Annotated in this window: 16 protein-coding genes, 2 pseudogenes and 1 riboswitch; all 18 genes and pseudogenes read left to right on the plus strand. The window is 39.5% G+C overall.

Going from position 1 to position 17,038, the window contains the following annotated elements; translation table 11 throughout:
• Window positions 1-90: 90 nt before the first annotated feature.
• Window positions 91-780, plus strand: a complete 690-nt coding sequence (locus AC5WOC_RS11985; RefSeq protein WP_496055650.1) for a DNA-directed RNA polymerase subunit beta — start codon at window positions 91-93, stop codon at window positions 778-780.
• Between the two features lie 64 nt (window positions 781-844).
• Entirely contained in the window at window positions 845-1,369 is a 525-nt protein-coding gene (pgsA, locus tag AC5WOC_RS11990) for a CDP-diacylglycerol--glycerol-3-phosphate 3-phosphatidyltransferase (RefSeq protein WP_496055651.1), read from the plus strand.
• Between the two features lie 76 nt (window positions 1,370-1,445).
• Window positions 1,446-1,901: a 3-hydroxyacyl-ACP dehydratase FabZ gene (fabZ, locus tag AC5WOC_RS11995; protein ID WP_496055652.1), complete on the plus strand. Its 456-nt coding sequence runs from the start codon at window positions 1,446-1,448 to the stop codon at window positions 1,899-1,901.
• A gap of 119 nt (window positions 1,902-2,020) precedes the next feature.
• Window positions 2,021-3,067, plus strand: a complete 1,047-nt coding sequence (locus AC5WOC_RS12000; RefSeq protein ID WP_496055653.1) for a Gfo/Idh/MocA family protein — start codon at window positions 2,021-2,023, stop codon at window positions 3,065-3,067.
• On the plus strand, window positions 3,067-4,176 hold the full coding sequence (locus AC5WOC_RS12005) for a DegT/DnrJ/EryC1/StrS family aminotransferase (protein ID WP_496055654.1): 1,110 nt from the start codon (window positions 3,067-3,069) through the stop codon (window positions 4,174-4,176). Before AC5WOC_RS12000 ends, AC5WOC_RS12005 begins: the two co-directional genes overlap by 1 nt.
• Window positions 4,173-5,489, plus strand: coding sequence for a nucleotide sugar dehydrogenase (locus AC5WOC_RS12010; protein ID WP_496055655.1), 1,317 nt, complete (start codon window positions 4,173-4,175; stop codon window positions 5,487-5,489). Before AC5WOC_RS12005 ends, AC5WOC_RS12010 begins: the two co-directional genes overlap by 4 nt.
• A gap of 16 nt (window positions 5,490-5,505) precedes the next feature.
• Window positions 5,506-6,252: an acyltransferase gene (locus AC5WOC_RS12015; protein ID WP_496055656.1), complete on the plus strand. Its 747-nt coding sequence runs from the start codon at window positions 5,506-5,508 to the stop codon at window positions 6,250-6,252.
• A 64-nt stretch (window positions 6,253-6,316) separates the two neighbouring features.
• Window positions 6,317-7,249 carry an NAD-dependent epimerase/dehydratase family protein gene (locus AC5WOC_RS12020; protein WP_496055657.1) on the plus strand — a complete coding sequence of 311 codons (933 nt, stop codon included), beginning with the start codon at window positions 6,317-6,319 and terminating at the stop codon, window positions 7,247-7,249.
• 139 nt (window positions 7,250-7,388) lie between these two features.
• Window positions 7,389-8,033 (plus strand): sugar transferase, encoded by a 645-nt coding sequence (locus AC5WOC_RS12025; protein WP_496055658.1) that lies wholly within the window; start codon window positions 7,389-7,391, stop codon window positions 8,031-8,033.
• A gap of 126 nt (window positions 8,034-8,159) precedes the next feature.
• On the plus strand, window positions 8,160-8,492 hold the full coding sequence (locus AC5WOC_RS12030) for a hypothetical protein (RefSeq protein WP_496055659.1): 333 nt from the start codon (window positions 8,160-8,162) through the stop codon (window positions 8,490-8,492).
• A gap of 1,451 nt (window positions 8,493-9,943) precedes the next feature.
• The gene (locus tag AC5WOC_RS12035) at window positions 9,944-10,570 is read left to right on the plus strand and encodes a hypothetical protein (protein ID WP_496055660.1); all 627 of its coding nucleotides are present in this window, start codon (window positions 9,944-9,946) and stop codon (window positions 10,568-10,570) included.
• A 338-nt stretch (window positions 10,571-10,908) separates the two neighbouring features.
• Window positions 10,909-11,971: pseudogene (locus tag AC5WOC_RS12040) on the plus strand (RNA-guided endonuclease TnpB family protein).
• Window positions 11,972-12,193: 222 nt separating this feature from the next.
• Window positions 12,194-12,487, plus strand: coding sequence for a hypothetical protein (locus AC5WOC_RS12045; RefSeq protein WP_496055661.1), 294 nt, complete (start codon window positions 12,194-12,196; stop codon window positions 12,485-12,487).
• A 160-nt stretch (window positions 12,488-12,647) separates the two neighbouring features.
• Window positions 12,648-13,058 (plus strand): VOC family protein, encoded by a 411-nt coding sequence (locus AC5WOC_RS12050; protein WP_496055662.1) that lies wholly within the window; start codon window positions 12,648-12,650, stop codon window positions 13,056-13,058.
• 58 nt (window positions 13,059-13,116) lie between these two features.
• Window positions 13,117-13,221: riboswitch (SAM riboswitch) on the plus strand.
• A gap of 177 nt (window positions 13,222-13,398) precedes the next feature.
• Window positions 13,399-14,109: pseudogene (locus AC5WOC_RS12055) on the plus strand (methionine ABC transporter ATP-binding protein); the annotation flags it as partial.
• Between the two features lie 31 nt (window positions 14,110-14,140).
• Window positions 14,141-14,809, plus strand: coding sequence for a methionine ABC transporter permease (locus AC5WOC_RS12060; protein ID WP_496055663.1), 669 nt, complete (start codon window positions 14,141-14,143; stop codon window positions 14,807-14,809).
• Window positions 14,810-14,824: 15 nt separating this feature from the next.
• Window positions 14,825-15,634, plus strand: a complete 810-nt coding sequence (locus tag AC5WOC_RS12065; RefSeq protein WP_496055664.1) for a MetQ/NlpA family ABC transporter substrate-binding protein — start codon at window positions 14,825-14,827, stop codon at window positions 15,632-15,634.
• Window positions 15,635-15,754: 120 nt separating this feature from the next.
• Window positions 15,755-17,038, plus strand: coding sequence for a M20 metallopeptidase family protein (locus tag AC5WOC_RS12070; RefSeq protein WP_496055665.1), 1,284 nt, complete (start codon window positions 15,755-15,757; stop codon window positions 17,036-17,038).

Raw genomic sequence — 17,038 nt, forward strand, 5'->3', positions numbered from 1 at the left:
TGTCGGTAGACGGATGAAGGGTTGCTTTGTTATATTTTTGTTAGGTGAAAAGCATGGACAAGCTTATTTGTAATTGGAGAGGTATGACAGATGAGTCAATCAGAAGATAAAAAAGATAGAAAGAATCTAGAAGTGAAAGAAGAACAAGAAGAATCACGTTTACCAGTTGGAGAATTGAAGTGGAGTAAAGAACAAAAAGAAAAAAATGAAAAGGAGGAAGAAAAAGTAGAAAATAACGAGAAAGAACAAGTGGAAAAAGAAGAAGAACAATCTTCTGCAAAAAGTGTACACTCGGAAATCTCTGCAACGCTGTTAGATGTAGAAATAGAACACGAGAAAGAACCTCAAACAAAAGAAGCTCAAGTTTCTTCTGCTGAGGAAAAGAAAGAGAAAAATGACAAACAAGATCCATTAGCAAATATAGAAGATACGCTTACTCCTATTGACTTTAAAACATACGAATTTAATGCGGATCAGTTAAAAGCTATTGAACAGGAATTGAATGCATTAAATCCGCAAAAGCTAGAGGAAGAACTTCAAACGCTGCATCAAGAAGATTCTCATCTTCATGAAGTGGACGAAGAAGATTTTGATGATGAATATGCTTCTGATAATAAATGGTTAAAACGTTCCATTTGGGTTATAGGAGTACCTGCACTATTGGTCATCGTTTTATTTGTCAGCCTGATCATTGGTCACACGGTAATAGGCGGTCAACCGGTAAGTGACATTTTTGATATGGGCATGTGGATGCATGTTTACAATTTAATTTATAGCTAAAATACCCCGTCTGTGTGAATTGCCACAAAGACGGGATTCTTTGTGGTAGGCTGGAGGGTCTTAGATGATAAACATACCAAATATCCTTACAATTTTTCGCTTTTTCTTAGTCCCTACCTATCTAATCGTTTATTTTTCCGATATACCAGGTAAATTGTATTGGTCTATTGCCATTATTTTACTTGCAGGGATTACCGATGTAGTAGATGGATACTTAGCAAGGCGGTATAATCTAATAACAGAAATTGGCAGTCTTCTTGATCCCTTGGCAGATAAGTTGATGATTATAGCAGTATTTTTGTCCCTTCTCATAACAGATAAAATTAGTTTATGGGCAGCATTTGCTGTCTTTTTGCGTGATATTTCCATGATTCTATATTCAACTTTTTTCCACCTGAAGGGGAGAAAGACCATCCCAGCAAATATTATGGGGAAATTGACAACGGTACTTTTTTATGTGGCGTTATTTGCGCTACTTTTTGATATTCACGGAGCTCAAACTTATCTTTGGTTTGTTATCGGCTTGTCCTATTTGACGACGTTGATCTATTTTGTATTAATACGATCAGCTAATCGAGATGATGCCTAATCATTGCACAGCTCGTCATGCTCTAAAACGTATGCTAAACTGTAGCGGAGTATGAAACAAAGATAGGAGTGTATGTATGGAGTGGGATATTAACAAAATACAAGAAGTGATACCTCACCGGTATCCATTTTTATTAGTGGACAAAATTGTTGAGGTTATCCCTGCAAAAAAAGCAGTTGGAATTAAAAATGTAACAATGAATGAGCCCTTTTTTCAAGGACATTTCCCGGGATATCCTGTGATGCCTGGTGTATTAATTGTGGAAGCTTTAGCACAAGTTGGAGCATGTTCCATTTTGGTATTGGACGAATACAAAGGGAAAATTGCTTTCTTTGCGGGAATTGATCGTGTTCGTTTTCGCGGACAAGTAAAACCTGGTGATGTTTTGCATTTAGAAGTGGAAATGACACGCCTTCGTGGAAAAATGGGCAAAGGAAATGCGGTTGCGCGTGTTGGAGATAAAGTAGTGGCAGATGGAGAAATTATGTTTGCAATCATGGATTCAGATTCTGATACAAAACCCAATACATAATCGATTAAAAAAGTTATGTGTCTATATTTTTTCAACTATACCAAAAACATTTCATTTGTGTTACAGTGTTTGTAATGTTGCTGTAACATTAAATGTAGTTTGGAAAGAAGGTACAAAATTTGATCCGCTATGGAATTGTTGGATGTGGTCATATTGCTAAAAAACATGTTCAGGCAATAACGAATGTGAAGGGCGCAGTATTGACAGCTGTCTGTGATACCAATGCAGAACGATTACAAGAATTTGTTACAGAAGAAGTCAAAGGGTTTTTAGATTTACAAGCTATGCTGGAATCAAACTTAGTAGATGTTGTTTCGATTTGTACCCCAAGTGGACTACATAAAGCACTTACCATTCAAGTAGCTGAAGCGAAAAAGCACGTTGTTGTGGAGAAGCCGATGGCTCTCACACTAGAAGATGCGAATGAAATGATTGAGGCTTGCGAAAAAAATAACGTGAAGATGGCAGTTGTTCATCCAAATCGTTTTCGCCCTGCAATCATTGAATTGAGAAAACAATTAGACAAAGGTGCATTTGGAAAAATTGGTCATGCAAATGCTACAGTGCGTTGGAATCGTAATCAAGCATATTATGATCAAGCACCATGGCGGGGAACCAGAGCGATGGATGGCGGCGTTTTAATGAATCAAGCTATTCACAATATGGATTTATTGTTATGGATGATGGGAGATATAGAAGAAGTAAGCACCTATGATGCAACCCGAATTCGTGACATTGAAGCAGAAGATACCTCCGTTTCGGTGATACGATTTAAAAATGGCGCATTAGGTGTACTAGAAGCTGCGGTGACGATCTACCCAAAAAATTTGGAAGAATCGTTATCGTTATTTGGAGAAACTGGAACCGCAATCATTGGCGGTCCAAATGCGAACTGGATTAAAACATGGGATTTTGAAGGAATCAGCGAGAAAGAAAAACAACAAACGATGGATCAAGTAGCAGCAGATCCGTTTGGAATTCCTGGACATGAATGTATTATCCAAGATATGACCAATGCTGTTGAACAGGATTATATCCCTGTCGTTTCTGGTAAAGAAGGTAGAGAAGCATTGGCTTTTGTTATAGCATGCCAGAAATCAGCTGAAACAGGCAAAGCTGTACGGATGGACGATTTACTAAATTCCAAAAAAGGAGTAACAAAGTGATGAAAAAGATTCCTTTGCTTGACTTAACAAAACAATATAGTGGTATTCGTGAAGAGGTAAGAGATGCTGTTGATCGAGTATTGGAAAGTGGCCATTATATTTTAGGACCTGAAACCAAGGCTTTAGAAGCAGAGATTGCTGAGTATTGTGGTGTTAAACATGCGATTGGTGTGGGAAATGGAACAGATGCTCTTCAACTAGTTTTGGATGCCGCTGGTATTAAAGAAGGAGACGAGGTCATTACTACTCCTTTTACTTTTTTTGCATCTGCTGAAGTTGTTTCTCAGCTAAAAGCAACCCCTGTTTTTGTAGATATCGATCCAAAAACGTATAACTTAGATGTGGAACAACTAAAGAAAGCAATTACTCCAAAAACAAAAGCAATCATTCCTGTTCATATTTTCGGTCAGCCAGCTGAAATGGATGAAATCATGGAACTTGCTGATAAACATAATCTATTTGTTTTAGAAGATGCAGCTCAAGCTATTGGTTCTGAGTACAAAGGAAAAAGAATCGGTTCTTGGGGACATGCAGCTACTTTTTCTTTCTTTCCAACTAAAAATCTCGGTGGATACGGTGACGGTGGGATGGTCGTAACCAACGACGATGAATTAGCTGCAAAAGTACGTATTTTGCGGGCTCATGGCAGCAACCCGAAATATTATCATACCATGATTGGGTATAACAGCCGTTTAGATGAAATTCAGGCTGCTGCGCTGCGTATTAAATTGCGCCATTTGGACGATTGGAATAATGCTAGAGCAGAAAAAGCTGCTTATTATGATAAAAAATTAGCTGAACTGCCAGTAGTGACTCCATTCCATGCAGAAAACCGCAACCATATTTATCATCTATACAATGTACAAACTGAAGATCGTGATGGTATGATGGCTCACTTGAAAGATAATGGCATTGCATCTGGTATTTATTACCCATTACCACTTCATTTACAAGAAGTTTATAAAGATCTTGGTTACAAAGCTGGAGATATGCCGAATGCGGAGACTATTTCCCAGAAAATATTCGCACTCCCACTATATCCGGAGTTAGAAGAAGAGACAATTGATCATATTGTTCAAGTTGTACGTAACTTTTTTGAAAAGGAATGATCCCGATGAATGATTTGCTCAATAAAATTGAGTCAAAAAATGCAGTGATTGGGGTTGTGGGACTAGGTTATGTGGGTCTTCCACTCGCTGTTGAAAAAGCAAAGGCCGGTTACAAAGTAATCGGGTTTGATGTGCAACAAAAACGTGTTGATATGGTAAACGATGGTGTGAATTATATCGGGGATGTTGTAGACGAGGAACTAAAACAAATTATCGCATCAGGACAACTTACTGCAACGGTGGACTACTCAAAAATCCAAGAAGTGGATGCTGTGGCGATCTGTGTACCAACACCTCTTGATAAATATCAACAACCAGATACTACGTATGTTGAAGCATCAGGAAAAGAAATTGCAAAATTTCTTCACCCAAATATGCTGGTTGTATTAGAGAGTACAACATATCCGGGGACGACAGAAGAGGTGCTCCAGCCTATTTTAGAGTCTACAGGCTTAAAAGTAGGAAGAGATTTTTATTTGGCATACTCCCCTGAACGAGTGGACCCTGGAAATAAAACTTTTAACACCAAAAATACTCCTAAAGTTGTAGGAGGCGTATCTGCGGCGTGTACAAAAGTTGCAGCTGCAATGTATCGCAGCGTACTGGAAGGGGATGTACATGAAGTTTCCAGTCCAAAAGTAGCAGAAATGGAGAAGATTCTAGAGAATACTTTCCGCAATATCAATATTGGACTAGCTAATGAAATGGCTATTCTCTGTAACAAAATGGGAATTGATTTATGGGAAGTAATTGAAGCTGCAAAAACAAAGCCATATGGTTTCATGGCATTTTACCCTGGTCCTGGTCTAGGTGGTCACTGTATTCCAATCGACCCATTTTACTTGACTTGGAAAGCAAGAGAATACAACTACCATACACGATTAATTGAAGTCGCTGGGGAAATTAATAACGAAATGCCAAACTTTGTAGTTGATCGCACAATGAAGATATTAAATCGTTATCAAAAATCATTGAGCGGAGCAAAGGTGCTTGTCTTAGGTGTGGCTTATAAAAAAGATATTGATGATTATCGTGAATCACCTGTAATGGAAATTATAAAATTGCTAGAGAATTACCAAGCTGACTTTGAATTGGTAGATCCGCATATCTCATCATTTCGTTTAGATGAAAAAGCATATGAAACAGTGGAATTAACAGAAAGAAAGTTAAAAGAAGCTGATCTAGTGCTCATTACAACAGATCACAGTGCTTTTGATTATCAACAAATAGCTGATCTATCTGCATCCATTTTTGACACAAGAAATGCGATGAAAGATGTAAAAAATATCAAAGCGTACTACGAAAAACTGTAAAAACAGGTGATCTCAAATGAAACATTACATTCATGATAGTGTGAAATTGGGGCAAAATGTAACGATTGGCTACTTTTCTGTAATCGAAGAAGGAGCAGTAATCGGAGATAATGTTACCATCGGAAACAATGTCACTATTCATGCAGATACTATAATTGGTTCACACGTATTTATATCTGATAATTGTGTTGTAGGGCGCTGGCCAAGACCTGCTAAAGCCTCCACGGTAAAAGTGGATAAAAGTCTGCCTGCCTTGCAAATAGGAGATGGTACAACTTTGGGCGCCAATACTGTGTTGTATCGTGGTTCAACACTCGGAAAAGAGGTCATGGTCGGCGATCAAGCATCCATCCGCGAAAAAGTGAAAATCGGTGATTCTGTTGTTGTAGGACGTGGAGTTGCAGTTGAGAACCAAGTAGAAATCGGTTCTTATACAAAAATTCAGACAAATGCTTATATTACCGCCTATACAACGATTGAAGAGCGAGTATTTATCGCACCAACCGTTACCACTACTAATGATAATTTTATGGGACGTACAAAAGAGCGTTTTAAATTAGTACGTGGACCTCTGATCAAAAAAGGTGCCCGTGTTGGTGGTGCTTCGATACTGCTGCCTGGCGTGACGATAGCTGAAGAGAGTTTTATTGCTGCTGGTGCATTGGTTAACAAAGATACAGAACCTGCAAAATTATATGTTGGTGTTCCTGCGCGTACGTTACGAGATGTACCCGACCGAGAAAAATTGGAAAATCAAGAGTAAAACAAGTGAGGGAACAAGGCATTTTGGACTTGTTCCCATTTTCATAAGGGGAGGAGTGAGACAGATGAAAGTTTTGGTTACTGGTGGAGCAGGATTTATTGGTTCTCATATTGTCGACCACTTGATTGATCTTGGTCATCAAGTAGTAATTGTTGACAATATGTCTTCTGGAAAAGAAATCAATTTGCATTCTCAAGCATCATTTTACCGGCTTGATATGGAACATCCACAAGTTAATGATATATTTGCAGCAGAAAAGCCAGAGGTTGTTATCCACCAAGCAGCACAAACAGTGGTTCAAACATCCGTCAAAGAGCCTGTGTATGATGCCCATATGAATATTTTGGGTACGATTAATTTACTCGAAGCAGCTCGCTCACATGGAGTGAAAAAGTTTATATATGCATCTTCTGCAGCTGTTTATGGTGACCCAAAATATGTACCAATTGATGAAAAACATCCTGTAGAGCCATTGTCTGGATATGGAATTTCAAAGTATACACCAGAGGAGTATCTTCGTGTTTACGGGCATTTGTATGGGCTGGATTACACTATCCTTCGCTATGCAAATGTTTATGGAATACGTCAAGATCCACATGGGGAAGGTGGAGTTATTTCTATATTCATTGACAAAGCGATTGGAAAACAGTCATTCACTATTTTTGGCGATGGGAAGCAGACCCGCGATTACATTTATGTCGAAGATGTTGCTAGAGCAAATGTGGCAGCGCTTCAAGCTGGCAGTGGGGAAATTTTTAATATTGGTACAGGAGTACATACAACACTTAATGAACTGGTAATGAAACTCCAGCAAATAAGCGGACATACATTGGAAACTATCTATGAAGATGAGCGGCTGGGTGATATCAAACAAAGTTATTTTGCAGTCGACAAGGCAATAGGTAGTTTAGATTGGTCTCCTGCCATCTCACTTGCGGAAGGATTAGAAAAAACATACCAGTTTTATCTTTCTCGGCATTCTACAAAAATATTGTAACAAATATCCTCTTGTACTTTCGAAATAACTGACTTATACTAAGTTACAGGTCATGAAATATTCCTGTAACATTCGTGTTACTTTCGTAATGAAAAAAGATGAATTTGGATATATATATAAATGTAGGAGTGGTGAGAAGATGCGTTCCAAAGTAATGGTGGGAAACCAATCGCAAATGGTATTTGGGGATATAAGTGCTGGTGGAGTCGTTTATCCGATAATGAAACGAACCTTTGAAATGTTATTTTCCCTTTTGCTCTTGGTCATCACATTGCCAGTGCTTCTTGTCACTGCGATTGCGATTAAACTTGAGTCACCTGGTTCAATTTTTTACAAACAAGAGCGGGTTGGAAAAAACGGGAAATTATTTAATGTATGGAAATTACGTTCTATGCGTAATGATGCGGAAAAAAATGGTCCGCAATGGGCAGCTAAAAATGACGCACGGGTAACCCAAGTAGGAAGTTTTATTCGTAAAACGCGAATCGACGAGTTGCCACAATTGTTTAATGTGTTAAATGGCGAGATGAGCTTGATTGGCCCAAGACCAGAAAGACCAATGTTTACCGATCAGTTTGACAAAGAAATCCCAGGCTTTAAAAATCGTTTGTTAGTAAAACCAGGATTAACTGGCTGGGCACAAGTAAATGGTGGATATGAAATGACTCCAGCAGAAAAGTTAGACTTGGATATGTATTACATTCAAAAACAATCCTTTAAACTTGATACAAAAATCTTCTTCCGTACCATTAAAGTTGTATTCACTGGTGATGGAGCAAGATAAAAGATGAAGCGAAATGCTTCATTTTTTTTGTTTGTAACATTTTCGACAATTATACTTTTCATAACAGGGAGATATAATAAAAACTGGCTGAAATCCAGTCTGTCTTGATTGAGAGAGGACTCTATTATGCGGGATATCATGGAGGATGTTCGGATTTCTCCTATTATAGCGAACCGTTGGAAGATTGAAACGGAGCATAAGGTTACAAATTTTACCCCTTTTCGTGAGCCTCCTATGTTTACTTGTCAGTTGGGAGACAAATATCGGATTCTCGTTACAGATGATCCTGCGGCAGATGTAAATGTATGTGCAGATAATGGCGATAAATCATGGAATGTGGTTATTGAGTACGTAACTCGTACGAATGTTGCCTATGCGACTTATCTTCCGATCGGGAAATCAAAGGTAATCAGTCATGATGGAACTGTGATCTGTAAAGTCACACGTATTGGTGAGTAAGCCTTCTTCCAAATCTGGGCAGCAGAAACTGCTGCTCAGACTAAATAATAAATGAATTTATTCATAAAATTTGCTAGTTCTCTTTTAACAGACCAGCTATTGTAATGAAAGATGATCATTATACAAATGGTGGGTAGTTATAATTTTGTAGGTCAGTTATAATAGCAATGTCAGAAAAGATGTTGCTCATAGAGGATAGGATATAATATGACGCTTGATGAGCTTCTCGACAAGATCGTTGAAGAATACACAAGCTATCGAGGTCCTCGTGATGCTGCTATGACGCCTGAGTATAAGATGACTCGGTGTGTACAGGCAGGAGATCGAGCAGGAGCTCTTAAAATTCTCGAACAAACTTTGGAGAAGAATCCTTCCAAGTTCGATCGGCTTAAGTAACAGTTGAGTCATCCACCCCACTTTTAGGAGCGGGGTGGAGTATATTTTTTATGAAATATAAATTCTATTCGAAAGAAATGAAAACTGGAAACAAGATAGCTTCTTAGAAAAGTTATCTTATTTAATGCTCAAAAACCCCAGTGATCGATGTAGATAAACAGCATATACAATCAACATGCTTAACATTGTTTTTATATACAAAAAGAGCACCAAAATGAGGTGCTCTTTTCAGTGTCTTGATTTGTTTACACAGGGTCTAAAAAATGCTTTTTAGCGCCAAGTAGATAAGACCCCACATGGGAATACTGAGTAACACTGCGTTCATAATTCCTATCCAGAAAAACTTACCTACTACTGTGTATTGCATCGAAGACACCCCCGTTTTGATTTGTTGTCTTTATTATATTCCAATCGAGCACTTTTTAAAGGATTTGGAGGGAAATGTAAATGAACTGTAATGTTGGGGTAATAACATTTAGCATTGTTACAAATTAGCAATTGTTTATTGCAAAAATGATGAGTAATATGCAGATTTGCAGTCATGCTGATAATAATTTGAAATATTTTGACTCTTAGGTAAACATAGTGAAAAAAATTGTAACAATTATATATCAAGACAAGGACAATGATCTTACTTCTTTTACTGTTACTTTACTATTCATGAGTACTCCTATGTAAATCCTCGCTTTTTTCTTGATAGACGATTTTTATAACATTGCGAGCGAGAAAACCCACGGTTTAAATCGTGGGATGAAAGCGAGCGTTGAACGACGGTAAGGAACTTTCCTTCACTAGTTCAACTTTTGGAAAAAGCAAGTTTACAACAAACATTCCCATCGTAATATATGTATAGTCATGACAGACGAAAAATAAGTTTGCCCACGGCAAAGAAGAAATCAACAAACATAAACCGTGGGGCGCACGGGGTTAGCTGGTAATGAAATAGTCATGAGGCTATCGTCCCAAAAATCCAATGGCTTTAGATGTATGGAGTTGTCAAACAAAGTGCTATAGTAAAGATACAAGGGTCGGTACATCAGTTAAGGAAGGTTATGATGGCTGAGATTGAGCGAGTAATGTCTCCAGTTCGTGTGAAGTCAATGCTTGATCTAACTCTTCGTCAGAAACAAGGGAAGCTGGACTACTGGGTACACTTTAACTCTTGCCGAGGCAAGAATAACAAGCGTGTCTACAATGGTGTACAGGTCTACATTTGTTCCAGTCATGTAGTTATTTATAAGGATGAGCAGTTTATGGTACTCACAGGAGAAAAGTCTTTCACGCCATTTCGTGCAGGTTACTTTGGTAGTGATTATTTCTCCACTTGGGAGAGTTACTTTTGGATCGATCAGTGGCTGAAGATCGGTAAGAATTGCGTTTATCGTGTACAAGAGTCGATCTCCGAGCCGATTTCTCCTCTTGAGAGACACGGTGATGTTTCCTTTGGAAAGATCCTTTTCAAGGGAGGTCTTAAAAAGGAGAAGGTGACAGTGTATGATACCGAACGTCATGTGGTAGTTGTCAAGGCAGATCGTCGCAAGTACATGGTTTTCCCCAAGCATCAAGACAACCCCAAGCCGTTCTCAATCGGGTTCGATGACTGTGAGCAGTTCGGTGTCTGGATCAGCTTCCATGGCATTTGGATCACGGAAGGCCTTCTCTCTCTCGTCTCTGTCATCTAGTTTTATTCTGGTTTTCTCCTATGGAGAAAAGAGGTATCGGCCTCACTCCACTCATTGAGTGGAGTCCAATGATAATAATAGCAATGATCATAAAGAAAATGGCTGGATTTAGTGTGGCCATTTTTTATTTTTACAGAACTCTGCTGTCTTTCCTCCCACGGTTTCAATCGTGGGAGGAAAGACAGCGTTGCTCGGTATCCCTTAGAAAGGGAACGCTTAGAGCAACTATTTTTTGCTGTATTCATTGCTGTTGTTTGAATAAACTTATACCATAGGAAGTGTATCGCGGGAGACATTCCATCACTAGGTAGAAGCACAAAAGAAAAGGGGGGGAACACATGCCAACGATCACACTGCGACTAGAACTACATAAACCAACGGAAGCAAAACAGCAGATGTACAAGCAAATGACGGACGGAACGGAATACGGATTTTGCAAATTGGCTGCTGCAGCACCCAGAGGGAAACACAGCAACAAGTAAAATTTTCCGCGAGTTTTCGCAGGAAAAATTCCCATCTGCGATCGTGAATCAAACGATTCGGGAAGTAAAGTCGCAAAAGAAACATCAGAAAGCAAAAATGTTTCGTAAAATATGGTGTGTTTTTAACAATCAAAACATGAAGGTAGAAAAGGGAAACAAATACGACACAGTCTCTTTCCCGACGCTGGAAAAACGAATCGGTGTACCCGTAGTGGTGCAAGCCTTTCAACGAAAATGGCTGGACAAACTGATCGATGGAACGGTAAAACAAGGAGCGGCGAAGCTATATTGCAAGAAAAAGAAATGGTTTCTCGCTATTGCGATCACATGGGAAGAGGAAGCCTCACCGAATAAAGGTGTCATGGGAATCGACATAGGGCTGCGCTATCTTGCTGTCGCAAGTGTGGGAACCTATTCGCTGTTTTTCAAAGGTTCTTCGGTTGCATAGAAACGTAGACGACATACAGCAAGAAGACGCAAGTGTGGAAAAGCGAAGAAACGAAACGCAATCAAGCGATCGAAAAACAAAGAATCACGCTGGATGCGAGAACAAAATCATTGGATCAGTCGTCAAATCGTCGACCGTGCAATTGCCAACGGTGTTGGCGTGATACGGATGGAAGATTTGAGCGGCATTCGCAATACAGCAAAATCGAAACGCAAGGATCAAGGTCGCAATCTTCACTCATGGTCATTTTATCAATTACGAGAATACATTCGCTACAAATCCGAGATGGCTGGAATTCAATTTGAATTGGTAAATCCGGAATATACCAGCCAAACATGCAAAAATGGTCATCGCTATAAAGCAAATCGCAAGGGACTTCATTTTTGTTGTAAGGAATGTGGCTATCGTAGTCATGCAGATCTCAATGGCGCGATCAATATCGCTAAAGCGATATCCGGTTTAGCAGCCTAGCGTACTGGTAACAGGTACGCCGCCCATGGAGGTACATCATAACTGCATGGGATGGGGTGATGGCACACCCCTGAACTTGGGAGTTGCACAAAACAGAAATGGACTGCGTGCGTGGACTACCCAAGAATCCCACGGCTAAAGCCGTGGGAGTGTCAAAGTTGTCATGATGACAAATATACAATACGATTGTGTAGTTCTAAATAGATAGAGCTCATAGGAGCCATGATGCTGCTTGTTGATCCAAAGAAATGGCATGATTTTAAGGAAAACGCAAAAAGAGTCCCATACTTGGATGAGATTGTTAAGTTTATTGAATTGTGGGCAAATCTGATGGAAAAGCGGATGAGTTCACAAAGTAAAGAAGTAGACGAAATTGCTCTGGATGCGGCTCATGATGTGTTGAACGTGCAAACTATGTTTAATGGGTACATGATGGGTATGGCAGTAGATATACTTGCTGAGCACTGGTATCATGGCAAAAAACTCCAGCAATGGCATAGCTCGCTTCGATCATGAGTAATACAACTCGTCTCTTTTTAGAGACGAGTTGTTCAAGTAAATCAGAATTTTATTTGCGAAGAAGAATTTTTATTGTTTCTAAGCCGATACTTGTATATCAAATTTTCATAAATTTCGATAAAATATATTGTATATTACTTACATAAGGAGGGATCGAATGAAGTTTGTGTTTGACATAGAGAGTGGGGCTGAAGCAATACTTGATCCGTCATTGGAAGTTGTTTTACATCGTCTTGAAATGCTCAATGGGGATGCCCATAAATTTTGTATTTTAGAAGATACAGAAACAGGAAGTTATATCCAGTGCTTTGGAAATGAGCAAGTACAGTTTATTGAGTATCATCAAGTCGATGATAAGCATCATTACCATTATATCTTGGGGGAAGTACAGCCTGAACAAAGCAAACCATGGTATACAAAAATATTTGGATTTCAAGCTGATGGAAAAGATCCATTGAGTAACGAGTGGCATGGTGTGGAGACGACAAAGCAAGTATTTGCTCATTTTTATCAGCATGCAACCGTTCCTGAGATATTCCAGCAGCGAGACATTATTCGATTTCTATAGTTTCATCTTGATTTTTATATTTTTATAAAGTATAATATCATTAACTTGATATGGATTTCTCTTATCCAGAGAGGTGGAGGGACAGGCCCTGTGATACCTCGGCAACCATCCTTATGAGGAAAGGTGCCAATTCCTACAGAATTTTGTTTCTGACAGATGAGAGAAGGCGATATTTGAAGATATCCCTTTTTGCATCATTGTGCAGAAAGGGTTTTTGTTATTTTAGTGGATAAGATAGTAAAATTTTATCTTATCCACATAAGGGCAACTAAGCCTCTGGCTACGTCTTAACGACTTGCCAACTGGCAAGTTTACTTTAGGAGGTGCTTTGAAATTGAGTTTGATCCAGTTGCAAAACGTCTCCAAGCGATTTGCTGAAGTGACAGCACTTGAGCGTGTGTCTGTATCCATACAGGCAGGAGAAATGCTTGGGATTATAGGTCATAGCGGAGCAGGAAAGAGTACCTTGCTGCGAATGATAAATGGTTTAGAACAGCCGACGGAAGGCGAAGTTTTCATACGTGATAAAAATATAGCTGAGTTGAGTAAGGTTGAGCTCAGGCAGCTAAGAAGCAAAATCGGGATGATTTTCCAGCATTTTAATCTGCTCACTTCGCGTACTGTCTTTGACAATATTGCTTTCCCACTGCAGATTGTAGGGAAGAAGAAATCAGAGATAAAGGTACGTGTGGAAGAATTGCTCGAACGTGTGGGCTTGACTGAAAAAAGAAACAGCTATCCATCACAATTGAGCGGCGGACAAAAACAACGAGTAGGAATTGCAAGAGCATTAGCGAATCATCCTGAGATTGTTTTGTGTGATGAAGCAACATCTGCTCTGGATCCAGCAACAACAGATTCCATTCTTCAATTAATTCAAGAGATCAATCGAGAAACAGGGATCACTTTTGTGTTTATTACCCATGAGATGTCTGTTGTAAAAAAAGTATGCTCTCATGTGGCTGTTCTTGAGTCTGGCAGTGTTGTAGAAAGTGGTTTAGTAACAAATGTATTTCAAGATCCAAAACATCAGGTCACCAAAACTTTTCTTGGTTTGACAGAAGAAAAAGGAGGGAAGCGAATTGTCTCCTAGTCTTGATTGGTCACTTATTTTGCAAGGAACACAGGAAACATTATTGATGGTAGCAATTTCTACATTTTTTTCTGCATTGATCGGTGTTCCATTAGGCATTTTATTGGTAATTACGGATAGAGGGCAGTTTTGGGAAGTTCCTTGGATACAAAAAGCATTAGGATTTGTCGTAAACGTTTTTCGCGCAGTTCCCTTTATTGTCTTGATCTTATTCTTATTTCCAGTTACCAAATGGATTTTGGGAACTTCGCTTGGAACGACTGCAGCTACGATTCCATTAATCGCTGGCGCTGCACCATTTTTCGCAAGAATGGTGGAGACAGCAATTCGAGAGATCGACCGAGGTGTGGTAGAAGCAGCAGAAGCAATGGGAGCAAGTCCTTTTACGATCGTATGGCGTGTTTTTCTTCCAGAAGCAATGCCCGCGATTGTCTCTGGTTTAACCGTTTCTTGTGTCAGTCTGATCAGTTATTCAGCGATGGCTGGTATGGTTGGCGGGGGAGGCTTGGGTGACCTTGCCCTTCGCTATGGGTTCCAAATGTTTGACGAAAAGATGATGTTCGCCTGTGGTATTTTATTGGTTGTATTGGTTCAGTTGGTTCAATGGATAGGCGATTTTATCGCCCGTCGCTTAGATAAAAGAAATTTACAATCATAAAGGTGGAGTATGGGAATGAAAAAAGGTATATTACTTGGTTTATCCTTACTTTTCGCATTTGTTTTATCGGCTTGTGGAAATTCGAATAATAGCACTGGAAATACAGAATCCAAAGTATTAAAGGTAGGAGCTACGCAAGTACCTCATGCAGAGATATTAAACTTTGTGAAGCCGATTTTGAAAAAGCAAGGCGTTGATCTTCAGGTGCAGGTTTTCCAAGATTATGTTTTACCAAACCGTTCTGTAGAAGAAGGGCAGATCGATGCAAATTATTTTCAGCATATTCCTTGGATGGAAACAACGAATAAAGAAAATAACTATCATATCGTAAAAGTTGTAGGTGTTCATATTGAACCAATGGGTGTTTACTCCCAAAAAATAAAAGACAAAACCAAAATTCCAAATGGGGCAACAGTAGCAATTCCAAATGCTACATCTGAAACTACCCGTGCTTTGTTGTTATTGGATGCAAATGGTGTCATTAAATTAGATAACCGCACTGGCGAAAAAACAGCAAAAAATATTGTATCTAATCCGCATAATATCGAACTAAAGCCTTTGGAGCCGGCAATGTTACCAAGAGTTTTGGATCAGGTAGATCTTGCTGTGATTAATACTAACTATGCACTACAAGCAAAACTAAATCCAACGAAAGATGCACTGTTTATTGAGGATTCAAAGTCTCCTTATGTGAATGTATTAGCTACCAAAAAAGGAAAAGAAAATGATCCTCGAATCCAAAAACTAGCAAAAGTATTGAATTCACCTGAGGTGAAAAAATTTATTGAGGATAAATACAAAGGTGCAGTTGTACCAGCATTTTAAAGCAAAAAGGCAGGGGTGTATGATAACCCTGCCTTTTTTTCTATTCAATTAAATTGGAATATATCGAAAAAAATGATTATAATGGTAGTTGTCTTATTGCCTTTTTCCATGGAGAAAAAAATGATCCCGAATGTTTCGATCAGTGATATCGATCTGGCGCGTTATATTAGCCGTCAGATGTATCTGCATCCCTGCAAATCATTTGAAGAGACCAAGTGGACACTTCCGTTTCTTGAAAAACTTCTGAAGAAGTACAAGATTCCCTTTATGCGAATTCCAGTTGCCAATGGGCTTACCTATGGCCTGAGAGTTCAGATTAAGGGAGAAAAGGGGAGCGGCCCTTCTATTTTGTTCCGTGGCGACATAGATGCACTTCCCATGGTGCCAAGGCCAAACGCCGGTGTCAAGATAGGTTTTGATAATGCTTGTCATAACTGTGGGCATCATTATCACACAGCGCAAGCATTTGTCATTACAAAGTGGTTTTATGAGAATAAGGACAAATTCGCTGGGATAATGACCATCATGTTCCAGCCTGCGGAGGAACAGCCTCCTGGAGGCTGCAGAGATATGATGGAATATATGGTAAATGTGCTTGGGGATCGGTTTGATGCGGCAATTATGTATCATGTAAACCCTGATCTTCCAGCAGGAAAATTTGCTGTTCGCAAGGGCGCTATCACCGCTAGTTATGATACTTTCTATGTGCGTGTCACTGGTAAGGATGGTCACTCTGGACATCCAGACAAGGCAAAAAATCCAATCGATCCGACTGTCGAAATGGTTTCCATGCTTCGGCAGATTTTCGCTGGATCACTTAAGCCATATTGGGAAGAGGAGTATCCCGAACTGTATGCTTGGGTGCATTCTTTGGGGCTGTCAGAAGATGAATTTTGTACCGTTATTACGAAGATCCATTGTGGACAGATGGACGACCACCCGAATCATCACAGTGCACCAAATGTGATCTCGGAATATACTGTTTTTAATGGAACCGTTCGTTGTCATGATCCTGCAGTTCGGGAGAAGATTCTCTCATTCATCGGTGAGTTTGCCCAGCGATTTATTGCTTATCATCCTGGGTATAAGGTTATGCCGATCATCGAAGAGGGCTATCCTTATCCTTGCATCTGTGATGCTTCCCTAGTTGATCTCTTTACGGAGACCATCGGAGAGTTGCTTGATGAAGATAGCGTAGAAGAAGCAGTTCTTTCGAAGGGTGGAGAAGATTTTGGTGAAGTGCAAAAATATGTAAAGAAAATGCTGCTTGCTCGTCAAGGAGTAGGTTTTGTCGGACGACCGATTACTAGTCTTCATTCCAATGATGTTGAGTTTAATGAGGAAGCAATTCCCGTTGGACTGGAAGTGATGCTTGCGTTTTTGCTTCGTCTTCTTCATCAGTAA

The organism is Shimazuella sp. NTD247, assembly GCF_059510415.1.

Excerpts from the sequence above, each read along its gene's own strand:
- AC5WOC_RS12045 (WP_496055661.1), top strand. The coding sequence starts at position 12,194 with ATGATGCTGCTTGTTGATCCAAAGAAATGGCATGATTTTAAGGAAAAC.
- AC5WOC_RS12020 (WP_496055657.1), top strand. The coding sequence starts at position 6,317 with ATGAAAGTTTTGGTTACTGGTGGAGCAGGATTTATTGGTTCTCATATT.
- AC5WOC_RS12030 (WP_496055659.1), top strand. The coding sequence starts at position 8,160 with ATGCGGGATATCATGGAGGATGTTCGGATTTCTCCTATTATAGCGAAC.
- AC5WOC_RS11985 (WP_496055650.1), top strand. The coding sequence starts at position 91 with ATGAGTCAATCAGAAGATAAAAAAGATAGAAAGAATCTAGAAGTGAAA.
- pgsA (WP_496055651.1), top strand. The coding sequence starts at position 845 with ATGATAAACATACCAAATATCCTTACAATTTTTCGCTTTTTCTTAGTC.
- AC5WOC_RS12065 (WP_496055664.1), top strand. The coding sequence starts at position 14,825 with ATGAAAAAAGGTATATTACTTGGTTTATCCTTACTTTTCGCATTTGTT.
- AC5WOC_RS12005 (WP_496055654.1), top strand. The coding sequence starts at position 3,067 with ATGAAAAAGATTCCTTTGCTTGACTTAACAAAACAATATAGTGGTATT.
- AC5WOC_RS12050 (WP_496055662.1), top strand. The coding sequence starts at position 12,648 with ATGAAGTTTGTGTTTGACATAGAGAGTGGGGCTGAAGCAATACTTGAT.
- AC5WOC_RS12025 (WP_496055658.1), top strand. The coding sequence starts at position 7,389 with ATGCGTTCCAAAGTAATGGTGGGAAACCAATCGCAAATGGTATTTGGG.
- fabZ (WP_496055652.1), top strand. The coding sequence starts at position 1,446 with ATGGAGTGGGATATTAACAAAATACAAGAAGTGATACCTCACCGGTAT.
- AC5WOC_RS12070 (WP_496055665.1), top strand. The coding sequence starts at position 15,755 with ATGATCCCGAATGTTTCGATCAGTGATATCGATCTGGCGCGTTATATT.
- AC5WOC_RS12035 (WP_496055660.1), top strand. The coding sequence starts at position 9,944 with ATGGCTGAGATTGAGCGAGTAATGTCTCCAGTTCGTGTGAAGTCAATG.
- AC5WOC_RS12010 (WP_496055655.1), top strand. The coding sequence starts at position 4,173 with ATGATCCCGATGAATGATTTGCTCAATAAAATTGAGTCAAAAAATGCA.
- AC5WOC_RS12015 (WP_496055656.1), top strand. The coding sequence starts at position 5,506 with ATGAAACATTACATTCATGATAGTGTGAAATTGGGGCAAAATGTAACG.